Origin of the sequence: Flavobacterium daejeonense DSM 17708 (assembly GCF_000425425.1) — a bacterium.
GTDB classification, from domain to species: Bacteria; Bacteroidota; Bacteroidia; order Flavobacteriales; family Flavobacteriaceae; genus Flavobacterium; species Flavobacterium daejeonense.
The window spans coordinates 12493-32744 of the sequence record NZ_AUDK01000020.1 but is presented as its reverse complement, the minus strand read 5'-3'; the positions used below and the strand labels follow the sequence as shown (position 1 = coordinate 32744).

The window sequence follows — 20252 nt, the reverse complement described above, 5'->3', positions numbered from 1 at the left end:
GTGGAAAATATTAAATTGAAAATTAATGAATTAACATTTGTAGGGTAAAAAATAATTCATACATTTGCAACCCCGTAAAAAGCGGGATTTATAATTTACATAATAATTTTTAGTATTAATTATGCCAACAATTCAACAATTAGTAAGAACAGGAAGAACTCAGATAACTAAGAAGAGTAAATCGGTTGCTTTAGATTCTTGCCCTCAACGAAGAGGAGTTTGTACGCGTGTTTACACTACTACACCAAAAAAACCAAACTCAGCGATGCGTAAAGTTGCTCGTGTGCGTTTGACTAATGGTAATGAGGTGAATGCTTACATTCCTGGAGAAGGTCACAATCTACAAGAGCACTCGATAGTATTAGTTAGGGGTGGAAGGGTGAAAGATTTACCAGGAGTTAGATACCACATCGTTCGTGGTGCGCTTGATACATCAGGTGTTGCCGGAAGAACGCAAAGAAGATCTAAGTATGGTGCTAAACGCCCAAAAGAAGCAAAAAAGTAATTTAAAACGTTAAGAGTTTGAGGTTAGGAGTTAGGTGTTGAGATGAAGATGAATGTCGAAATCTGTAACACTGGCATTTAACAGATAACCCGTAACTTTTTATTAAAAAAAAGACATGAGAAAAAGACAGGCTAAAAAAAGACCTCTTTTACCAGATCCAAGGTTTAATGACCAGCTGGTAACACGTTTTGTGAATAACTTAATGTGGGATGGTAAGAAATCTACAGCTTTTAAAGTTTTTTATGATGCTATTGATATCATTGAAACTAAAAAGCAAAATGACGAGAAAACTTCGTTAGAAATTTGGAAAGATGCTTTAACTAACGTTATGCCTCACGTAGAAGTGCGTAGCCGTAGAGTAGGTGGAGCTACATTTCAAATTCCGATGCAAATTCGCCCGGACAGAAAAATTTCTATGGCAATGAAATGGTTAATCCTTTATGCCAGAAGAAGAAATGAAAAGTCTATGGCTCAAAGATTGGCTTCAGAATGTTTAGCTGCGGCTAAAGAAGAAGGAGCGGCTGTTAAGAAAAGAATGGATACTCACAAAATGGCAGAAGCTAATAAAGCTTTCTCTCACTTTAGATTTTAATTCATAGGAAATGGCTAGAGACTTAAAATATACAAGAAATATAGGAATTGCGGCTCACATTGATGCTGGTAAAACAACAACAACGGAGCGTATTCTTTTTTATACAGGTAAATCACATAAAATTGGTGAGGTGCACGATGGTGCTGCAACAATGGACTGGATGGCACAAGAGCAAGAGAGAGGTATTACAATTACTTCTGCTGCTACAACTTGTGAGTGGAATTTCCCAACTGAGCAAGGTAGATTGTTGCCAGATTCAAAACCATACCACTTTAATATTATTGATACTCCTGGGCACGTTGATTTTACTGTTGAGGTAAACCGTTCTTTACGTGTATTGGATGGATTAGTTTTCTTGTTTTCTGCTGTTGATGGTGTTGAGCCTCAATCAGAAACTAACTGGAGACTTGCTGATCAGTACAGAGTTCCTCGTATGGGATTCGTAAATAAAATGGACCGTCAGGGATCTAACTTCTTAGGCGTTTGTCAACAGGTGAAAGATATGTTGAAATCGAATGCGGTTGCTATTACTTTGCCTATTGGTGATGAAGCTGATTTTAAAGGTATTGTTGACTTAGTTAAAAATCAGGCTATTGTATGGCATGATGAAACTCAGGGAGCTACTTTTGATATTGTTGATATTCCTGCTGATATGGTGGATGATGTGAAGCATTATCGTTCTATTCTTATCGAAGAAATTGCTACTTATGATGAAAATCTTTTAGATAAGTACATGGAAGATGAGAACTCTATTACGGAGGAGGAAATTAATAATGCTTTAAGGGCTGCTACAATTGATATGGCGATCATTCCAATGCTTGCTGGTTCTTCTTTTAAAAATAAAGGAGTTCAATTTATGTTAGATGCAGTTTGTAAATATTTGCCGTCTCCAATGGATAAAGAAGGTATTAGTGGAATTCATCCTGATGATGCTGATTTATTAGAGGAAGATCAAACGCAAATTTTACGTCGTCCTGATGTAAAAGAGCCCTTCGCTGCTTTAGCGTTTAAGATTGCTACTGATCCATTCGTAGGTCGTTTGGCTTTCTTCCGTGCTTATTCAGGAAGATTAGAGGCTGGTTCTTATGTTTTGAACACTCGTTCAGGTAATAAAGAGCGTATTTCTCGTATCTACCAAATGCATGCTAATAAACAAAATCCAATCGAATATATTGAGGCTGGGGATATTGGAGCAGCTGTAGGATTTAAGGATATTAAAACTGGAGATACATTGTGTGATGAAAAACACCCAATTATTCTTGAGTCTATGAAATTCCCTGCGCCGGTAATTGGTATCGCTATTGAACCAAAAACGAAAGCGGATGTGGATAAAATGGGTATGGCTTTGGCTAAATTAGCTGAGGAGGATCCAACGTTTACAGTAAGAACTGATGAAGCTTCAGGTCAAACAATTATCTCAGGAATGGGAGAGTTGCACTTGGATATTTTGGTGGATCGTATGAAACGTGAATTTAAAGTTGAGGTAAATCAAGGTGAGCCTCAGGTAGAATACAAAGAAGCGTTTACAAAAACTGCTCAACATAGGGAGGTTTATAAGAAACAATCTGGAGGTCGTGGTAAATTCGGTGATATCGTATTTAGAGTGGAACCTGCTGATGAAGTTGATGGTAAACCATTTGTTGGATTACAATTTGTTAACGAAGTAAAAGGTGGTAACGTTCCTAAAGAATACATCCCTGCTGTTGAGAAAGGATTTAGAGAGGCTATGAAAACTGGTCCGTTAGCTGGTTACCAAGTAGATAGTTTGAAAGTAACTTTATTGGATGGTTCTTATCACCCGGTGGATTCTGATGCTCTTTCTTTCGAATTAGCTGCTAGAATGGGTTATAAAGAAGTTGCTAAAGCTGCTGGTGCTATCATTCTTGAGCCAATCATGAAAATGGAAGTTATTACTCCTGAAGAAAACATGGGTGATATCGTAGGTGATATCAACCGTCGTAGAGGTCAGGTTAATGACATGGGTGATAGAAATGGTGCTAAAACTATCAAAGCTGATGTGCCTTTATCGGAAATGTTTGGTTATGTAACTACATTAAGAACATTATCTTCGGGTAGAGCGACTTCAACTATGGAGTTCTCTCACTATGCAGAAACACCTTCTAATATTTCAGAAGAAGTAATCAAAAAAGCAAAAGGAAACGCTTAATCTTTAAGAAAATGAGTCAAAAAATCAGAATAAAATTAAAATCTTACGATCATATGTTGGTAGATAAGTCTGCTGAAAAGATTGTAAAAACGGTTAAGACTACCGGAGCAGTGGTAACAGGGCCAATTCCTTTGCCAACTCACAAAAAATTATTTACAGTATTGCGTTCTCCGCACGTAAATAAAAAAGCCAGAGAGCAATTTGAAGTAATGTCATATAAGAGATTAATTGATATTTATTCATCTTCATCTAAAACTATCGACGCTTTAATGAAATTAGAATTGCCTAGTGGAGTTGAAGTAGAAATCAAAGTTTAAGGTTTTTTTTCAAGAGTAAATTAGAGCACTTTGTTTAAGTGAAAAGTTTTTTTGGATTGTGTGTAAATAAGTTATACTTTTGCACCACTTTTAAAAACAGCTCACTTAAACGAATGTGTTCTGTTTTTATATTTAATAATTAATAATTAATATTTATGTCTGGGTTAATTGGTAGAAAAATCGGCATGACTAGTCTTTTTGATGAGAATGGGAAGAATATTCCTTGTACTGTTATTGAGGCAGGTCCATGTGTTGTTACCCAAGTCAGAACCAACGAGGTTGACGGGTATGAAGCGTTGCAACTTGGTTTCGATGACAAAAACGAGAAACATTCCACAAAAGCGGCTTTAGGTCACTTTAAAAAAGCTGGAACTGTTGCTAAGAAAAAAGTCGTTGAATTCAAAGAATTTGCAACTGAACAAAAATTAGGAGATCTTATCGATGTTTCTATTTTTGAAGAAGGAGAGTTTGTGGATGTACAAGGTGTGTCTAAAGGTAAAGGTTTTCAAGGTGTTGTTAAACGTCACGGTTTTGGTGGTGTTGGACAAGCTACACATGGTCAACATAACCGTTTGAGAGCGCCAGGTTCTGTAGGAGCTTCTTCTTATCCATCTAGAGTGTTCAAAGGAATGCGTATGGCTGGAAGAACAGGAGGAGAAAATGTAAAAGTTCAAAACCTTAGAGTTTTAAAAGTAGTGGCTGATAAAAACCTACTTGTTGTTAAAGGATGTGTTCCTGGACATAAAGACTCTTATGTAATCATTCAGAAGTAATGGAAGTAAAAGTATTAGATATCAACGGAAAAGATACTGGAAGAAAAGTACAACTTTCTGATTCAGTATTCGCAATTGAGCCTAACAATCACGCGGTGTATCTTGATGTAAAGCAATATCTTGCTAATCAAAGACAAGGAACTCATAAAGCTAAAGAAAGAGCTGAAGTTGCCGGAAGTACACGTAAGATTAAAAAACAAAAAGGTACTGGTACTGCTCGTGCGGGATCTGCTAAATCACCTGTTTTTAAAGGTGGAGGTACTATTTTTGGGCCTAGACCAAGAAGTTATTCGTTTAAATTGAATAAGAGCTTGAAGCGTTTGGCTAGAAAGTCTGCGTTTTCTATCAAGGCAAAAGAATCGAACATTATTGTTCTTGAAGACTTTAATTTTGAAACTCCAAGCACTAAAAATTTCATTAACGTTTTGAAGGCTTTAGAGTTAGAAAATAAAAAATCATTATTTGTGTTGGGTGATACCAATAAAAATGTATATTTGTCGTCACGCAATTTAAAAGCTTCTAATGTTGTAAATAACTCAGAATTAAGCACTTATGCTATTTTGAATGCAAATAATTTAGTGCTTTTAGAGAGTTCTTTGGAAGTAATTGAAGAAAATTTAAGTAAATAATAGGATATGAGTATCATAATTAAACCTATAGTAACGGAAAAAATAACCAAAGAAAGTGAAGTTTTAAACCGTTTTGGATTTGTAGTTGACAAAAAAGCTAACAAAGTTGAAATTAAGAAAGCTGTTGAGGCTGCTTACGGAGTAAACGTTGTGAGTGTTAACACAATTAATGTAAGACCGGATAGAACTACAAAATACACTAAAAGTGGTTTAATCAGTGGAAAGACAAATGCTTATAAAAAAGCAATTGTTCAAGTACAAGAAGGAGAAACAATTGATTTTTACAACAATATCTAAGATATTAATAAGATATAAAAATGTCAGTAAGAAAATTAAAACCTATTACCGCAGGTCAGCGATTTAGAGTTGTGAATGGTTATGACGCCATTACAACTGATAAGCCGGAACGCTCTTTGATAGCGCCGATAAAAAACTCTGGAGGTAGAAATAGTCAAGGAAAGATGACCATGCGTTACACGGGTGGTGGTCACAAGCAGAGATATCGTATTATTGATTTCAAAAGAACTAAAGATGGAATTCCAGCTACAGTGAAATCAATCGAGTACGATCCAAACAGAACTGCTTTTATTGCTTTATTAGCTTATGCTGATGGAGAGAAAACATATGTAATTGCTCAAAATGGATTGAAAGTAGGTCAGAAATTAGTTTCTGGTGCTGAAGCTCAACCAGAAATTGGTAACACTTTACCGTTGAGCAGAATTCCTTTAGGAACTGTAATCTCTTGTATTGAGTTACGTCCAGGTCAGGGAGCTGTTATTGCTCGTTCAGCTGGTACATTTGCTCAATTAATGGCAAGAGACGGAAAATATGCTACAATTAAAATGCCTTCTGGAGAAACAAGATTAATCTTGTTGACTTGTTCAGCTACAATTGGAGCAGTATCTAACTCTGATCATCAATTAGTAGTATCTGGTAAAGCGGGTAGAACAAGATGGTTAGGTAGAAGACCAAGAACAAGACCGGTAGCGATGAACCCTGTTGATCACCCAATGGGAGGTGGTGAAGGTCGTTCTTCTGGAGGACATCCACGTTCAAGAAATGGAGTACCAGCTAAAGGTTATAGAACTCGTTCTCCGAAAAATCCGAGTAATAAGTATATCGTAGAACGTAGAAAGAAATAATTAAGATATGGCACGTTCATTAAAAAAAGGACCTTTCGTTCATTATAAATTAGAGAAGAAAGTTGAAGAAAACATCGCAGGTGGAAATAAAGGAGTAGTAAAGACTTGGTCTAGAGCTTCTATGATTACTCCTGACTTTGTTGGACAAACTATCGCAGTTCATAACGGTCGTCAATTTGTACCTGTTTACGTAACTGAAAACATGGTAGGACATAAATTAGGAGAATTTTCACCAACTAGATCTTTTAGAGGTCATGCTGGAGCAAAAAATAAAGGTAAAAAATAAAAGAAGCAATGGGAGTTCGTAAAAGAGAAACAGCAGATGCGAGAAAAGAGGCTAATAAGTCTATTGCTTTCGCAAAATTGAATAACTGCCCTACTTCACCTAGAAAAATGCGCTTAGTAGCGGACTTGGTAAGAGGTCAGAAGGTAGAAAAAGCACTTAACATTTTGAAATTCAGCTCTAAAGAAGCGTCAAGAAAATTAGAAAAACTATTATTGTCTGCAATCAACAACTGGGAGCAAAAAAATAGTGAAGCTAGTTTAGAAGAAGCTGGATTATTTGTTAAAGAGATCAGAGTAGATGGTGGAATGATGTTGAAAAGACTTCGTCCGGCTCCACAAGGTCGTGCACACAGAATCAGAAAACGTTCTAATCACGTAACAATCGTGTTAGGAGCTATTAATAACACACAAGCAAATTAATAACAAGATGGGACAAAAGACAAATCCAATTGGAAATAGACTTGGTATCATCAGAGGATGGGACTCAAACTGGTATGGTGGAAATGATTACGGTGATAAATTAGCCGAAGATCACAAAATCAGAAAGTATGTTCATGCTCGTTTATCAAAAGCTAGTGTATCTAAAGTAATTATCGAGAGAACTTTAAAACTTGTAACCGTTACTATCACTACGGCTCGTCCAGGTATCATCATTGGTAAAGGAGGTCAAGAGGTAGACAAGTTGAAAGAGGAGCTTAAGAAAATTACTGATAAAGAAGTTCAAATCAACATCTTTGAAATTAAAAGACCTGAGTTAGATGCTTATTTAGTTGCAACAAGCATCGCTCGTCAAATCGAAAGCCGTATTTCTTACAGACGTGCAATCAAAATGGCTATTGCTGCTTCTATGCGTATGAACGCTGAAGGTATCAAAGTTTTGATTTCTGGTCGTTTGAATGGTGCTGAGATGGCACGTTCTGAAGGTTTCAAAGAGGGAAGAATTCCTTTGTCAACTTTCAGAGCTGATATTGATTATGCGCTTGCTGAAGCACATACTACTTATGGTAGAATGGGTATCAAGGTGTGGATCATGAAAGGTGAGGTTTACGGAAAGAGAGAATTATCTCCTCTGGCTGGAATGGATAAAAAACAATCTGGTGGTAAAGGTGGTGATGCTCCTCGTGGAAAATCAAACTTTTCAAAAGGTGGTAAATCAGACGCTCGTAAAAGAAAGTAATTTTTAAATTAAAGAAAAATGTTACAGCCTAAAAGAACAAAATACCGTAAGGTACAAAAAGGTAGAATGAAAGGGAATGCTCAAAGAGGGCATGAACTTTCAAACGGAATGTTTGGTATTAAATCTGTTCACGAAGATGGTGCGTTTCTTACTTCACGTCAAATCGAGGCGGCTCGTATCGCAGCTACTCGTTACATGAAGAGAGAGGGACAATTATGGATTAAAATATTTCCAGATAAACCAATCACAAAGAAACCTCTAGAGGTACGTATGGGTAAAGGAAAAGGAGCCGTTGAATACTGGGCTGCTGTTGTTAAACCTGGAAGAATTATGTTTGAAGTTGGTGGAGTTCCATTATCAGTAGCAAAAGAGGCGTTACGTCTTGCAGCTCAAAAACTACCAGTTAAAACTAAATTCGTTGTTGCTAGAGATTTCGAAGCATAATTTTATATTATTATGAAACAATCAGAAATAAAAGGTCTTTCTGCAGCACAGTTGCAAGAGAATCTTAGCCAGGCTAAGAAAGCTTATGCTAACCTAAAATTAGCTCATGCTATATCTCCAATTGAGAATCCATTACAAATTAGAGTATTGAGAAGATCGATTGCTAGATTAGCTACAGAGCTTACTAAAAGAGAGTTGCAATAATTTGTAATCTGCGAAAGATGGAAAAAAGAAATTTAAGAAAAGAAAGAATTGGGGTTGTTACTTCAAACAAAATGGATAAATCTATTGTTGTTTCTCAAGTAACGAGAGTGAAACACCCATTATACGGAAAATTCGTATTGAAAACAAAGAAATTTGTTGCACATGACGAAACAAACGACTGTAACATTGGAGATACTGTAAGAATTAGCGAAACGCGTCCTTTAAGTAAATCAAAATGTTGGAGATTAGTTGAAATCCTAGAAAGAGCTAAATAATTATGGTACAACAAGAATCAAGACTAAAAGTAGCAGATAACACTGGAGCTAAAGAAGTTTTAACTATCCGTGTTTTAGGAGGTACTAAAAGAAGATATGCCTCTGTTGGTGATAAGATTGTAGTATCTATTAAAGATTCAACTCCAAACGGAAACGTGAAAAAAGGAGCTGTTTCAACTGCAGTTGTTGTACGTACCAAAAAAGAAGTGAGAAGAGCTGATGGTTCTTACATCCGTTTCGATGACAATGCTTGTGTTTTATTAAATGCAGCAGGAGAAATGAGAGGAACTCGTGTTTTTGGTCCGGTAGCAAGAGAACTTCGTGAAAAACAATTCATGAAAATTGTATCATTAGCACCAGAAGTGCTTTAATTCGTTATAAGATGATAAAGCTAAAAATAAAATCAGGTGACATCGTAAGAGTAATTGCTGGAGACCATAAAGGTGCTGAAGGTAAAGTTCTAAGTGTTAACCGTGAGAATAACAAAGCGATTGTAGAAGGTGTAAACTTGGTTTCTAAACACACGAAACCAAGTGCAAAAAATCCTCAAGGAGGAATCGTTAAGAAAGAAGCTCCTATCCAAATTTCTAACATCTCTTTAATTGATCCTAAAACTAAGGAAACAACAAGAGTAGGTGTAAGAGTTGAAGGAGATAAGAAAGTAAGATTTTCAAAAAAATCTAATCAAGTACTATAGTAATGGCGTATATACCTAGATTAAAAGAGGAATATAAGAACAGAGTAATCTCTGCTCTTACAGAAGAATTCGGTTATAAAAACGTAATGCAAGTTCCTAAATTGGAAAAAATCGTTTTGAGCCGTGGAGTTGGTGCAGCTGTATCTGACAAAAAATTAATCGACTATGCAGTTGATGAATTAACTAAGATCACTGGACAAAAAGCAGTTTCTACAATCTCTAAGAAAGACGTTGCTTCTTTCAAATTGAGAAAAGGAATGCCTATTGGAGCAAAAGTTACTTTGCGTGGAGAAAGAATGTATGAGTTCTTAGACAGATTGATTACTTCAGCTTTACCACGTGTAAGAGATTTTAACGGTATCAAAGCTACTGGTTTTGATGGAAGAGGAAACTACAATCTTGGAGTTTTAGAGCAAATCATTTTCCCGGAAATTGATATTGACAAAGTGAACAAGATTTCAGGAATGGATATCACTTTTGTTACTACTGCTCAAACAGACAAAGAAGCAAAGTCATTATTGGCTGAATTAGGTTTACCTTTTAAAAAGAATTAAGACATGGCTAAAGAATCAATGAAAGCCCGCGAGGTTAAGAGACAAAAAACGGTAGAAAAGTATGCTGAGAAAAGAAAAGCTTTGATAGAAGCTGGCGATTTCGTAGGTTTGCAGAAATTACCAAAAAATGCTTCACCAGTTCGTTTACACAATCGTTGTAAATTGACAGGAAGACCAAGAGGGTACATGCGTCAATTCGGTATTTCACGTGTAACTTTCCGTGAAATGGCTAATAATGGATTGATACCAGGAGTTAAAAAAGCAAGCTGGTAACAAGTTGAATTTTAATTGGTTAAAGGTTCGATGAGAGAGACTTGGAGAAAACCATAACCGCAAATTAATAAATATGAATACAGATCCTATTGCAGATTATTTAACGCGAGTTAGAAACGCTGTGGCTGCAAACCACAAAGTTGTTGAAATTCCGGCATCTAATCTAAAAAAAGAGATAACTAAGATTTTATTTGATCAAGGTTATATCTTAAGTTACAAATTTGAAGAGAACACTGTTCAGGGTTCTATCAAAATTGCTTTGAAGTACGATAAAGATACCAAAGAGCCAGTTATTAAAGATATCCAAAGAATTAGTAAGCCAGGTTTGCGTAAATATTCAAGTTCTGCAAACATTCCTAGAATCCTTAACGGATTAGGTATTGCTATTGTTTCTACATCAAAAGGTTTGATGACTGGAAAGAAAGCTAAGCAATTAAATGTAGGTGGTGAAGTAATTTGCTACGTATACTAATTTAAAAAGACTTATTAAGATGTCAAGAATAGGAAAAAGTCCAATTGTAATCCCTGCCGGAGTAACTGTAGAAGTTAAAGACGGTATTATTACAGTAAAAGGAAAAAATGGTCAACTAACACAGGAGTTTTCGGATGTAACTGTAAAAGTTGAAGGTGATCAGGTTTTAGTAGAAAGATCATCTGATCATAAAGATCAAAGAGCAAAACACGGTTTGTACAGATCTTTAATCAATAATATGATTGTTGGTGTAACTGATGGATTCACTAAATCTTTAGAATTGGTAGGGGTAGGTTACAGAGCTTCTAACCAAGGACAAAAATTAGATTTAGCTCTTGGATTTTCTCACAATATTGTTTTAGAAGTTGCTCCGGAAGTAACTGTAGAAACTATATCTGAAAAAGGTAAGAACCCAATTGTAAAATTAACATCTTATGACAAACAACTTTTAGGAGCTGTTGCTGCGAAAATCAGAGGTTTCCGTAGACCAGAACCATACAAAGGAAAAGGTGTTAAATTTGTAGGTGAAGTATTAAGAAGAAAAGCAGGTAAATCAGCTTAAAAAATAAGATTATGTCATTAACAAAATCGGAAAGAAGACAGCGAATCAAATACAGAATCAGAAAAACAGTTAGCGGTACTGCTACTGCTCCAAGATTATCTGTATTTAGAAGTAACAAAGAAATTTATGCTCAAATTATTGATGATGTAAACGGAGTTACTTTATTATCTGCCTCTTCAAGAGAAAAAGAAATAGGTAAAGGTACAAACGTTGAAGTTGCAGCTGCAGTTGGAAAACTTGTTGCAGAGAAAGCGTTAAAAGCTGGGGTAGAAACAGTAAAATTCGATAGAGGAGGATACTTATACCACGGTCGTATAAAATCATTAGCAGATGGCGCAAGAGCCGCTGGACTTAAATTCTAATATATTATGTCTAAATACAAAAATGTAGAATTAGTAAAACCAAGTGGTCTTGAATTAAAAGATCGTCTGGTAAGTGTTAATCGTGTTACTAAAGTTACAAAAGGAGGTAGAGCTTTTGGTTTTTCTGCTATTGTAGTTGTAGGTGATGAAAACGGAGTTGTTGGACACGGATTAGGAAAATCTAAAGACGTTTCTGAAGCAATCGCTAAAGCGGTAGAAGATGCTAAGAAAAACTTAGTTAGAATTCCTTTGAATGGTCAATCGGTTCCTCACGAACAAAAAGGTAAATTTGGTGGTGCACGTGTATTCTTAATTCCTGCATCTCACGGTACAGGAGTTATTGCTGGTGGAGCTGTTCGTTCAGTTCTTGAGTCAGTAGGTATTCACGATGTATTGTCTAAATCTCAGGGATCATCAAATCCTCATAATGTAGTAAAAGCAACTTTTGATGCTTTATTACAAATGAGAAGTGCGCACACAGTTGCAAAACAAAGAGGTGTTTCTTTAGAGAAAGTTTTTAAAGGTTAATTCAAGGAAATTATGGCTAAATTATTAGTAAAACAAGTTAGAAGTAAAATCAACTGTCCACTTGATCAAAAAAGAGGATTAGAGGCTTTAGGTCTACGTAAAATGGGTCAGGTTGTAGAACATGACTCAAACCCTGCAATCCTTGGGATGATAAACAAAGTTAAACACTTAGTTTCTGTTGAAGAAGCTAAATAACAAATACTGTTATGAATTTAAGTAACTTACAACCAGCTGAAGGGTCAACACACAATCAAAATAAAAGAGTAGGTAGAGGAGAAGGTTCTGGAAAAGGTGGTACCGCTGCACGTGGACACAAAGGAGCTAAATCACGTTCTGGATATTCTAAAAAAATTGGTTTTGAAGGAGGTCAAATGCCACTTCAAAGACGTGTTCCTAAGTTTGGTTTTAAAAACATCAATCGTAAAGAATACGAAGGTGTAAATCTTGATACGCTGCAATTATTAGTAGATAACGGAATCGTTACCGATACTGTTGATATGGCAGTTTATGTTGAAAACCGTTTGGCTACTAAAAATGAGATTGTAAAGATTTTAGGAAGAGGAGAATTGAAAGCTAAATTAAAAGTATCTGCTCACAAATTTACTGCTACTGCAAAAGCTGCTATTGAGGCTGCTGGTGGAGAAGCTGTAACACTATAATTTTTCAATTAGTATGAAGAAATTTTTTGAATCATTAAGTAATGTTTGGAAAATCGAGGAACTAAAAAATAGAATCCTTATTACTTTAGGGCTACTTTTAGTATATCGTTTTGGAGCTCACGTTACTCTTCCGGGAATTGACGCTACACAATTAAACAGTTTAGCAGGCCAAACTGAAAAAGGTATTGGTTCTATTTTAGATATGTTTACTGGAGGAGCTTTCTCTAAAGCGTCAGTTTTTGCTTTAGGAATTATGCCTTATATTTCTGCATCTATCGTTGTACAGCTTATGGGAATTGCTATTCCTTATTTGCAAAAATTACAAAGTGATGGAGAAAGTGGTAGAAAAAAGATTAATCAAATTACACGTTGGTTAACTATCGTTATTACTTTAGTTCAAGGACCTACGTATATTTATAATCTCTACAGAACGCTGCCAAGTAGTGCATTTTTATTAGGTTTTAATTCTTTTGAATTCTTATTTTCTTCAGTAATTATCTTAGTTACAGGTACTATTTTTGCCATGTGGTTGGGAGAAAAGATAACTGACAAAGGAATCGGAAATGGTATTTCACTTTTAATTATGGTGGGTATTCTTGCCAGATTTCCTCAGGCTTTTATTCAAGAATTTACAACCAGAGTTACTAACAATAACGGAGGACCAATGTTGTTAGTAGTTGAAATTATTATTTGGCTTTTAGTTATCATTGCTTGTGTATTGTTAACTATGGCTATTCGCAAAATTCCAGTTCAGTATGCCCGTCGTACTGCTTCTGGAGATTTTGAACAAGATATGTTAGGTGGAAACAGACAATGGATTCCTTTGAAACTTAATGCTTCAGGGGTTATGCCTATCATCTTTGCGCAAGCAATTATGTTTATACCTGCTGCTTTAGCAGGATTGTCAAAATCTGATACTTCACAATCTATTGTAGGTGCTTTTAGTAATATGTTTGGTTTCTGGTATAATTTTGTATTTGCACTTTTAATCATTGTGTTTACATACTTTTATACTGCGATTACAGTTCCTACTAATAAAATGTCAGATGATCTTAAGAGAAGCGGCGGTTTTATTCCAGGAGTAAGACCAGGTGCTGAAACTTCTGATTTTCTTGACAAAGTGATGTCTTTGATAACTTTTCCAGGTTCTTTATTTCTTGCTCTAATAGCTGTGTTCCCAGCCATAGTTGTAAGTCTTATGGATGTTCAACAATCTTGGGCAATGTTTTTTGGAGGTACCTCGTTAATTATTATGGTAGGTGTTGCAATTGACACAATTCAACAAATCAACTCATACTTGTTGAATAAACATTATGATGGTTTAATGAAAAGCGGAAAAAATAGAAAAGCAGTAGCTTAATTTTATGGCAAAACAATCAGCAATAGAACAAGACGGATCAATCATTGAAGCATTATCAAATGCGATGTTCCGTGTAGAATTAGAGAATGGACATGTTGTAATTGCTCATATTTCAGGAAAGATGCGTATGCATTATATCAAATTATTACCTGGTGATAAAGTGAAATTGGAAATGAGTCCTTACGATTTGTCAAAAGCAAGAATTACTTATAGATATTAAAGATATTCACAATGAAAGTAAGAGCATCAGTAAAAAAGAGAAGTGCCGAGTGCATTATCGTACGTAGAAAAGGAAGATTATACGTAATAAACAAAAAGAATCCTAGATTTAAACAAAGACAAGGATAATTATGGCAAGAATAGCAGGGGTAGATATCCCAAAAAACAAGAGAGGTGTTATTGCACTTACCTACATCTTCGGATTAGGAAAAAGTAGAGCTATTGAGATTTTAGAAAAAGCTCAAGTAAGCCAAGATAAAAAAGTTCAAGATTGGAATGATGACGAGATTGGAGCAATCCGTGAGGCAGTTGGAGCTTTCAAAATTGAAGGAGAATTGCGTTCAGAGATTTCTTTAAACATCAAACGTTTAATGGATATCGGTTGTTACAGAGGAATCCGTCACAGATCTGGTCTTCCTTTAAGAGGGCAAAGAACTAAAAACAACTCTAGAACTAGAAAAGGTAAAAGAAAAACTGTTGCTAACAAGAAAAAAGCAACTAAATAATAAGTAATATGGCTAAAGCAACTACAAAAAAACGTAAAGTTATCGTTGAATCAACGGGAGAAGCTCATATTTCTGCTACCTTCAATAACATCATCATTTCTTTGACTAACAAAAAAGGTGAAGTTATTTCTTGGTCTTCAGCTGGTAAAATGGGTTTTAGAGGTTCTAAAAAGAACACTCCATATGCAGCTCAAATGGCCGCAGAAGATTGTAGTAAAGTAGCTCTTGAGGCTGGATTGAAAAAAGTTAAGGTTTATGTAAAAGGACCAGGAAACGGACGTGAGTCTGCTATCCGTTCTATTCATAACGGTGGAATCGAAGTAACTGAAATTATCGACGTTACTCCAATGCCTCACAACGGATGTCGTCCTCCAAAGAGACGTAGAGTTTAATATTAAATTTAAGTATAACTAGGTAGAAATACGATTATCGAAGGATAAGACCTGAATTCATAATCTCTACCTTAATTAATTCATTAGAAATGGCAAGATATACTGGTCCTAAAACTAGAATTGCTCGTAAATTTGGCGAAGCAATTTTCGGAGACGATAGAGCTTTCGAAAAAAGAAATTACCCTCCTGGTCAACATGGGATGGCTAAAAAAAGAGGTAAAAAATCTGAATACGCTATCCAATTAATGGAAAAGCAAAAAGCTAAATATTCTTACGGAATTTTAGAAAAACAATTCAGAGGTTTATTTAAAAAAGCATCAGCTACTAAAGGAGTTACTGGTGAGGTTTTATTACAATTATGTGAAGCAAGATTAGATAATGTTGTTTTTAGAATGGGCATTGCTCCATCTAGAAGAGGTGCTAGACAATTAGTTTCTCACAGACACATTACTGTAAACGGAGAAGTTGTAAATATTCCTTCTTACCACCTTAAGCCTGGTGATAAAGTTGCTGTTCGTGAAAAATCTAAATCTTTAGAAGCAATCGAACGTTCTTTATCTAATTCAAGTCAAGTTTATGAATGGATTACTTGGAACAATGATACTAAAGAAGGTACTTTCGTAGCTGTACCTGCTAGAATCCAAATTCCAGAAAACATTAAAGAACAATTAATCGTAGAGTTGTACAACAAATAATAATTGACTTAGTCGAAATTTATGGCAATATTTAATTTTCAAAAGCCCGATAAAGTTATCATGATCGATTCAACCGATTTTGAAGGTAAATTCGAATTTAGACCTTTAGAACCTGGTTATGGATTGACTGTTGGTAATGCACTTAGAAGAGTTTTGCTTTCAGCATTGGAAGGTTATGCAATTACATCTGTTCGCATAGAAGGTGTAGATCATGAGTTTTCTACTATTTCAGGAGTTGTCGAGGATGTTACCGAAATTATCCTTAATTTAAAACAAGTACGTTTCAAACGTCAAATTGAAGATATTGATAATGAATCAGTTTCTATTTCAGTAACTGGTAAAGATCAATTAACAGCTGGTGATTTTCAGAAATTTATTTCTGGTTTCCAGGTTTTAAATCCAGAATTGGTTATCTGTAACGTAGATTCAAGAATCAAATTAAACCTTGATTTAACAATCGAAAAAGGTAGAGGATATGTTCCTGCTGAGGAGAACAAAAAACAAAATGCTGCAATTGGAACCATTTTTACAGATTCTATTTTTACTCCGGTAAAAAATGTAAAATATGCTATTGAAAACTTCCGTGTGGAGCAAAAAACAGATTATGAAAAATTAGTTTTCGAAATTAAAACTGATGGTTCTATTAATCCAAAAGATGCCCTTACTGAAGCTGCTAAAGTTCTTATTCACCATTTCATGTTGTTCTCTGACGAAAGAATTACACTTGAAGCTGATGAAATTGCACAAACAGAATCCTATGATGAAGAATCATTACACATGAGACAATTGCTTAAGACTAAGCTTGTTGATATGGATTTATCTGTGAGAGCCTTAAATTGTTTGAAAGCGGCTGAAGTTGATACACTTGGTGATTTAGTATCGTTCAATAAAAATGACTTAATGAAGTTCCGTAACTTCGGTAAAAAATCTTTAACAGAACTTGATGAGCTTGTTGCTGTGAAGAATTTGACTTTCGGAATGGATTTAACGAAATACAAATTAGATAAAGAATAAAACTGCTTCATAATTTGCTCTCCAAAGCGGATTGAGCAAGATGAAGATAAAAAAAACACGTCATGAGACACGGAAAAAAAATCAATCACTTAAGCAGACAGACTGCACATAGAAAATCTATGTTGGCTAATATGGCTTGTTCTCTTATCGAGCACAAACGTATTAACACTACTGTTGCTAAAGCAAAAGCACTTAAACAATTTGTTGAGCCGCTTATAACAAAATCTAAAAATGATACGACTCACAACCGTCGTATTGTTTTTGCTAACTTACGTAGCAAATATGCTGTTACTGATTTATTCAGAGACGTAGCTGCTAAAGTTGGTGACCGTCCGGGAGGATATACTCGTATCATCAAAGTTGGAAATCGTTTAGGAGATAATGCTGATATGGCAATGATCGAATTAGTAGATTTTAACGAAATTTACAACGGTGGTAAAAAAGAAGTTAAAAAAGCAAAAAGCCGTCGTGGTGGTAAAGCTAAAAAAGCGGAAGAAGCTGCTGCTCCTGAAGCTCCGGCTGCTGAAACTGATACAACTGCTGAAGCTGCTGAATAATTATGAAGATAATCATTCAATAAAATCAAGGATAAACTGTTTTTTTAGTTTATCCTTTTTTTTTGATTTTTTGTTACATAAATCAGGCAGATGTAAGAGCTGGTTTGAAGTTTAATTAGCTGTTAAAATAATTTTTAAAATTGTTGCTTACACTGCTTTAATGAATTAAATTTGCACCATATTTAACAACAGATGAAATACACAACAAGAAAAAGCGCCATCTTATTACTAAGCGATGGAACTATATTCCACGGAAAATCTATCGGAATTAGCGGAACCACTTTTGGTGAAGTTTGTTTTAATACTGGAATGACCGGTTATCAGGAAATTTTTACTGACCCATCTTATTTTGGACAAATTATGGTCGCAACTAATACCCATATTGGAAATTATGGTGTTAGTGATGAGGAAGTGGAGTCAAACGGAATTAAAATTGCCGGATTAGTTTGTAAAAATTTCAGTTTTAACTATTCTCGTGAAGGAGCTTCAGGAAGTTTGGAGGATTATTTTGCAAAACACAATTTAATTTGCATTTCCGATGTTGATACTCGTGCTTTAGTGAGTTATATTAGAGAAAACGGAGCGATGAATGCTGTAATTTGTACAGACGGAACTCCGGTTGAAGAGTTAAAAGCAGCTTTAGCAAGTGTTCCGGATATGAAAGGTTTGGAATTAGCTTCTAAAGTTTCTACTAAAGCACCTTATTTCTATGGAGATGAAAATGCTACTTATAAAGTTTCAGCTCTTGATTTAGGAATTAAAACGAATATTTTACGTAATCTGGCTAAGAGAGATTGTTATATTAAAGTTTTTCCATATGATTCGTCTTATGCTGATTTAGCATCATTTAATCCAGATGGATTCTTCTTGTCTAACGGACCTGGTGATCCGGAGCCTTTAGAAAGTGCTATTAATGTTGCGAAAGAGATTTTGGCAAATGATAAACCGTTGTTCGGAATTTGTTTAGGCCATCAGGTTATTGGTTTAGCAAACGGGATTTCAACTTACAAAATGTTTAACGGTCACCGAGGAATTAACCATCCTGTTTCAAATGTAATTACAGGAAAAGGGGAGATTACTTCTCAAAACCATGGTTTTGCGGTGAATAGAGAAGAGTTGGAAGCAAATCCTGAAATGGAAATTACCCATGTTCATTTAAATGACGGAACGGTAGCAGGAATGAGAATGAAAAATAAAAATTGTTTCTCAGTTCAGTACCATCCGGAAGCGAGTCCTGGTCCACATGATTCTTCTTATTTATTTGATCAGTTTATAGAAAATTTGAAAAAATAATATTTTACAATACTTTTTTAACAGGCTAAACAGGAAATGTTTAGCCTGTTTTTTTTGTGTTTGATTTTTGTTGTTTATTGAATTTGTAAATTTTATTTTAAATTATGTTTAAAAAATGAATTTATAACGTTTTCGTTGATAAGATTGAAAAAATAAGTACAATGTTTAAAAAACTTGGAATATATTTGTAGTCGAAAATTTAAAAACTAAGTAATATGAGTATTATTATCAAAATTCACGCAAGACAAATTCTTGATTCAAGAGGGAATCCTACTGTAGAGGTAGATGTAGTTACAGATAACGGTGTTTTAGGAAGAGCAGCAGTTCCGTCTGGTGCTTCAACAGGAGAGCACGAAGCTGTAGAATTACGTGATGGTGGGAAAGCTTATTTAGGAAAAGGAGTTTTGAATGCCGTGAACAATGTTAATACTGTTATTGCTGAAGCTCTTGTAGGTACTTCTGTATTTGAGCAAAATCTTATCGATCAAATGATGATTGATTTAGATGGTACGCCAAATAAATCTAAATTAGGAGCTAATGCGATTTTAGGAGTTTCTTTAGCTGTGGCTAAAGCTGCTGCTAATGAATTAGGTATGCCTTTATATAGATATGTAGGTGGTGTTTCTGCTAACACTTTACCTGTGCCAATGATGAATATCATCAATGGAGGTTCTCACTCAGATGCTCCGATTGCATTCCAGGAATTCATGATTTTCCCTGTAAAAGCAACTTCTTTTACACATGCAATGCAAATGGGAACTGAGATTTTCCACAATCTTAAAAAAGTATTACATGACAGAGGTCTTTCTACTGCTGTAGGTGACGAAGGAGGTTTTGCTCCTAACTTAGCTGGTGGTACGGAAGATGCTTTAGATACAATTAAATTAGCAGTTGAAAAAGCAGGTTATTCTTTTGGTGACGAAATTATGATTGCTTTAGACTGTGCTTCTGCTGAGTTTTATATCGATGGAAAATACGATTACTCTAAATTTGAAGGAGAAACAGGAAAAGTAAGAACTTCTGCTGAGCAAGCGGAATATTTAGCTGAGTTAGTTTCTAAATATCCAATTATTTCTATCGAAGATGGTATGGATGAGAATGACTGGGAAGGTTGGAAATTATTAACTGAAAAAATTGGGTCTAAAGTTCAATTAGTAGGTGACGATTTATTTGTAACTAACGTAACTCGTTTAGAAACAGGAATCGAGAAAGGAATTGCAAACTCAATCCTTATCAAAGTAAACCAAATTGGTACTTTAACTGAAACTATTGCAGCAGTAAACATGGCTAAAAATGCAGGATATACTTCAGTAATGTCTCACCGTTCGGGAGAAACTGAAGATAACACAATTGCTGATTTAGCAGTAGCTTTAAACTGTGGTCAAATTAAAACCGGTTCGGCTTCTCGTTCTGATCGTATGGCTAAATACAATCAATTATTAAGAATTGAAGAAGAATTAGGAAATACAGCTTATTTCCCAGGGAAAAAAGCATTTAAAATAAAATAAGAAATATAGTTTCTGTTTTTTAAAAGCCATTCATCTTAAATGAGTGGCTTTTTTTTTCAAATTTAACAATATCACTAGTTTTTTCTCTTTT

The 20252-nt window shown here is 35.1% G+C and carries 34 protein-coding genes; all 34 read left to right on the top strand.

All coding sequences use genetic code 11. The features are described 5' to 3' along the window. Positions 1-121: 121 nt before the first annotated feature. The 34 genes from rpsL to eno all read left to right on the top strand — a co-directional run bounded on the left by rpsL (position 122) and on the right by eno (position 20161). Entirely contained in the window at positions 122-505 is a 384-nt protein-coding gene (rpsL, locus tag H599_RS0113685) for a 30S ribosomal protein S12 (RefSeq protein WP_007136570.1), read from the top strand. Between the two features lie 115 nt (positions 506-620). Next, positions 621-1097: a 30S ribosomal protein S7 gene (gene rpsG, locus H599_RS0113680; protein ID WP_026714651.1), complete on the top strand. Its 477-nt coding sequence runs from the start codon at positions 621-623 to the stop codon at positions 1095-1097. A gap of 10 nt (positions 1098-1107) precedes the next feature. Continuing rightward, the gene (fusA, locus tag H599_RS0113675; protein WP_026714650.1) at positions 1108-3264 is read left to right on the top strand and encodes an elongation factor G; all 2157 of its coding nucleotides are present in this window, start codon (positions 1108-1110) and stop codon (positions 3262-3264) included. An 11-nt stretch (positions 3265-3275) separates the two neighbouring features. Next, positions 3276-3581, top strand: a complete 306-nt coding sequence (rpsJ, locus tag H599_RS0113670; RefSeq protein ID WP_007803605.1) for a 30S ribosomal protein S10 — start codon at positions 3276-3278, stop codon at positions 3579-3581. A gap of 155 nt (positions 3582-3736) precedes the next feature. After that, positions 3737-4354: a 50S ribosomal protein L3 gene (gene rplC / locus H599_RS0113665; RefSeq protein ID WP_026714649.1), complete on the top strand. Its 618-nt coding sequence runs from the start codon at positions 3737-3739 to the stop codon at positions 4352-4354. Beyond that, a complete protein-coding gene (gene rplD / locus H599_RS0113660; RefSeq protein ID WP_026714648.1) occupies positions 4354-4983 on the top strand; it encodes a 50S ribosomal protein L4 in 630 nt (209 codons plus the stop codon). The genes rplC and rplD overlap by 1 nt, the downstream gene beginning before the upstream one ends. 6 nt (positions 4984-4989) lie before the next feature. After that, positions 4990-5280 (top strand): 50S ribosomal protein L23, encoded by a 291-nt coding sequence (gene rplW / locus H599_RS0113655; protein WP_026714647.1) that lies wholly within the window; start codon positions 4990-4992, stop codon positions 5278-5280. 20 nt (positions 5281-5300) lie between these two features. Then, positions 5301-6125 carry a 50S ribosomal protein L2 gene (gene rplB, locus H599_RS0113650; RefSeq protein ID WP_026714646.1) on the top strand — a complete coding sequence of 275 codons (825 nt, stop codon included), beginning with the start codon at positions 5301-5303 and terminating at the stop codon, positions 6123-6125. Positions 6126-6132: 7 nt separating this feature from the next. Next, complete coding sequence (gene rpsS / locus H599_RS0113645; protein WP_024981511.1) at positions 6133-6411, top strand: 30S ribosomal protein S19; 279 nt, start codon at positions 6133-6135, stop codon at positions 6409-6411. 8 nt (positions 6412-6419) lie between these two features. After that, the gene (gene rplV, locus H599_RS0113640; RefSeq protein WP_026714645.1) at positions 6420-6830 is read left to right on the top strand and encodes a 50S ribosomal protein L22; all 411 of its coding nucleotides are present in this window, start codon (positions 6420-6422) and stop codon (positions 6828-6830) included. Between the two features lie 7 nt (positions 6831-6837). Then, the gene (rpsC, locus tag H599_RS0113635; RefSeq protein WP_026714644.1) at positions 6838-7587 is read left to right on the top strand and encodes a 30S ribosomal protein S3; all 750 of its coding nucleotides are present in this window, start codon (positions 6838-6840) and stop codon (positions 7585-7587) included. Positions 7588-7605: 18 nt separating this feature from the next. Continuing rightward, positions 7606-8031 (top strand): 50S ribosomal protein L16, encoded by a 426-nt coding sequence (rplP, locus tag H599_RS0113630; protein ID WP_026714643.1) that lies wholly within the window; start codon positions 7606-7608, stop codon positions 8029-8031. A gap of 12 nt (positions 8032-8043) precedes the next feature. Continuing rightward, the gene (gene rpmC, locus H599_RS0113625; RefSeq protein ID WP_026714642.1) at positions 8044-8235 is read left to right on the top strand and encodes a 50S ribosomal protein L29; all 192 of its coding nucleotides are present in this window, start codon (positions 8044-8046) and stop codon (positions 8233-8235) included. 17 nt (positions 8236-8252) lie between these two features. Next, complete coding sequence (rpsQ, locus tag H599_RS0113620; RefSeq protein ID WP_026714641.1) at positions 8253-8510, top strand: 30S ribosomal protein S17; 258 nt, start codon at positions 8253-8255, stop codon at positions 8508-8510. Positions 8511-8512: 2 nt separating this feature from the next. Beyond that, positions 8513-8881, top strand: coding sequence for a 50S ribosomal protein L14 (rplN, locus tag H599_RS0113615; RefSeq protein ID WP_026714640.1), 369 nt, complete (start codon positions 8513-8515; stop codon positions 8879-8881). 11 nt (positions 8882-8892) lie between these two features. Continuing rightward, on the top strand, positions 8893-9207 hold the full coding sequence (rplX, locus tag H599_RS0113610; RefSeq protein ID WP_026714639.1) for a 50S ribosomal protein L24: 315 nt from the start codon (positions 8893-8895) through the stop codon (positions 9205-9207). 2 nt (positions 9208-9209) lie between these two features. Then, the gene (gene rplE, locus H599_RS0113605) at positions 9210-9761 is read left to right on the top strand and encodes a 50S ribosomal protein L5 (protein ID WP_026714638.1); all 552 of its coding nucleotides are present in this window, start codon (positions 9210-9212) and stop codon (positions 9759-9761) included. Between the two features lie 3 nt (positions 9762-9764). Further along, a complete protein-coding gene (gene rpsN, locus H599_RS0113600; protein ID WP_026714637.1) occupies positions 9765-10034 on the top strand; it encodes a 30S ribosomal protein S14 in 270 nt (89 codons plus the stop codon). A gap of 73 nt (positions 10035-10107) precedes the next feature. Continuing rightward, the gene (rpsH, locus tag H599_RS0113595; RefSeq protein ID WP_026714636.1) at positions 10108-10506 is read left to right on the top strand and encodes a 30S ribosomal protein S8; all 399 of its coding nucleotides are present in this window, start codon (positions 10108-10110) and stop codon (positions 10504-10506) included. Positions 10507-10525: 19 nt separating this feature from the next. Beyond that, the gene (gene rplF / locus H599_RS0113590) at positions 10526-11068 is read left to right on the top strand and encodes a 50S ribosomal protein L6 (RefSeq protein ID WP_026714635.1); all 543 of its coding nucleotides are present in this window, start codon (positions 10526-10528) and stop codon (positions 11066-11068) included. An 11-nt stretch (positions 11069-11079) separates the two neighbouring features. Then, positions 11080-11430: a 50S ribosomal protein L18 gene (rplR, locus tag H599_RS0113585; protein ID WP_026714634.1), complete on the top strand. Its 351-nt coding sequence runs from the start codon at positions 11080-11082 to the stop codon at positions 11428-11430. Between the two features lie 3 nt (positions 11431-11433). After that, positions 11434-11958 (top strand): 30S ribosomal protein S5, encoded by a 525-nt coding sequence (gene rpsE, locus H599_RS0113580; RefSeq protein ID WP_085949269.1) that lies wholly within the window; start codon positions 11434-11436, stop codon positions 11956-11958. Positions 11959-11970: 12 nt separating this feature from the next. Then, positions 11971-12153 carry a 50S ribosomal protein L30 gene (gene rpmD, locus H599_RS0113575; RefSeq protein ID WP_026707002.1) on the top strand — a complete coding sequence of 61 codons (183 nt, stop codon included), beginning with the start codon at positions 11971-11973 and terminating at the stop codon, positions 12151-12153. An 11-nt stretch (positions 12154-12164) separates the two neighbouring features. Next, the gene (gene rplO / locus H599_RS0113570) at positions 12165-12617 is read left to right on the top strand and encodes a 50S ribosomal protein L15 (protein ID WP_026714633.1); all 453 of its coding nucleotides are present in this window, start codon (positions 12165-12167) and stop codon (positions 12615-12617) included. Positions 12618-12630: 13 nt separating this feature from the next. Beyond that, positions 12631-13977, top strand: coding sequence for a preprotein translocase subunit SecY (secY, locus tag H599_RS0113565; protein WP_026714632.1), 1347 nt, complete (start codon positions 12631-12633; stop codon positions 13975-13977). A gap of 4 nt (positions 13978-13981) precedes the next feature. Then, complete coding sequence (gene infA, locus H599_RS0113560) at positions 13982-14197, top strand: translation initiation factor IF-1 (RefSeq protein ID WP_026714631.1); 216 nt, start codon at positions 13982-13984, stop codon at positions 14195-14197. Between the two features lie 11 nt (positions 14198-14208). After that, positions 14209-14325, top strand: a complete 117-nt coding sequence (ykgO, locus tag H599_RS20610; protein ID WP_002987490.1) for a type B 50S ribosomal protein L36 — start codon at positions 14209-14211, stop codon at positions 14323-14325. Between the two features lie 2 nt (positions 14326-14327). Continuing rightward, positions 14328-14702 (top strand): 30S ribosomal protein S13, encoded by a 375-nt coding sequence (rpsM, locus tag H599_RS0113555; protein ID WP_026714630.1) that lies wholly within the window; start codon positions 14328-14330, stop codon positions 14700-14702. Positions 14703-14710: 8 nt separating this feature from the next. Further along, positions 14711-15094: a 30S ribosomal protein S11 gene (gene rpsK / locus H599_RS0113550; RefSeq protein ID WP_026714629.1), complete on the top strand. Its 384-nt coding sequence runs from the start codon at positions 14711-14713 to the stop codon at positions 15092-15094. Between the two features lie 89 nt (positions 15095-15183). Continuing rightward, complete coding sequence (rpsD, locus tag H599_RS0113545) at positions 15184-15789, top strand: 30S ribosomal protein S4 (RefSeq protein WP_026714628.1); 606 nt, start codon at positions 15184-15186, stop codon at positions 15787-15789. A 21-nt stretch (positions 15790-15810) separates the two neighbouring features. Beyond that, positions 15811-16803: a DNA-directed RNA polymerase subunit alpha gene (locus tag H599_RS0113540; protein WP_026714627.1), complete on the top strand. Its 993-nt coding sequence runs from the start codon at positions 15811-15813 to the stop codon at positions 16801-16803. Positions 16804-16865: 62 nt separating this feature from the next. Further along, the gene (rplQ, locus tag H599_RS0113535) at positions 16866-17360 is read left to right on the top strand and encodes a 50S ribosomal protein L17 (RefSeq protein ID WP_026714626.1); all 495 of its coding nucleotides are present in this window, start codon (positions 16866-16868) and stop codon (positions 17358-17360) included. Between the two features lie 192 nt (positions 17361-17552). Further along, positions 17553-18653, top strand: a complete 1101-nt coding sequence (carA, locus tag H599_RS0113530) for a glutamine-hydrolyzing carbamoyl-phosphate synthase small subunit (protein ID WP_026714625.1) — start codon at positions 17553-17555, stop codon at positions 18651-18653. Positions 18654-18868: 215 nt separating this feature from the next. Then, the gene (gene eno / locus H599_RS0113525) at positions 18869-20161 is read left to right on the top strand and encodes a phosphopyruvate hydratase (RefSeq protein ID WP_026714624.1); all 1293 of its coding nucleotides are present in this window, start codon (positions 18869-18871) and stop codon (positions 20159-20161) included. The last annotated feature ends 91 nt before the right edge of the window (positions 20162-20252 follow it).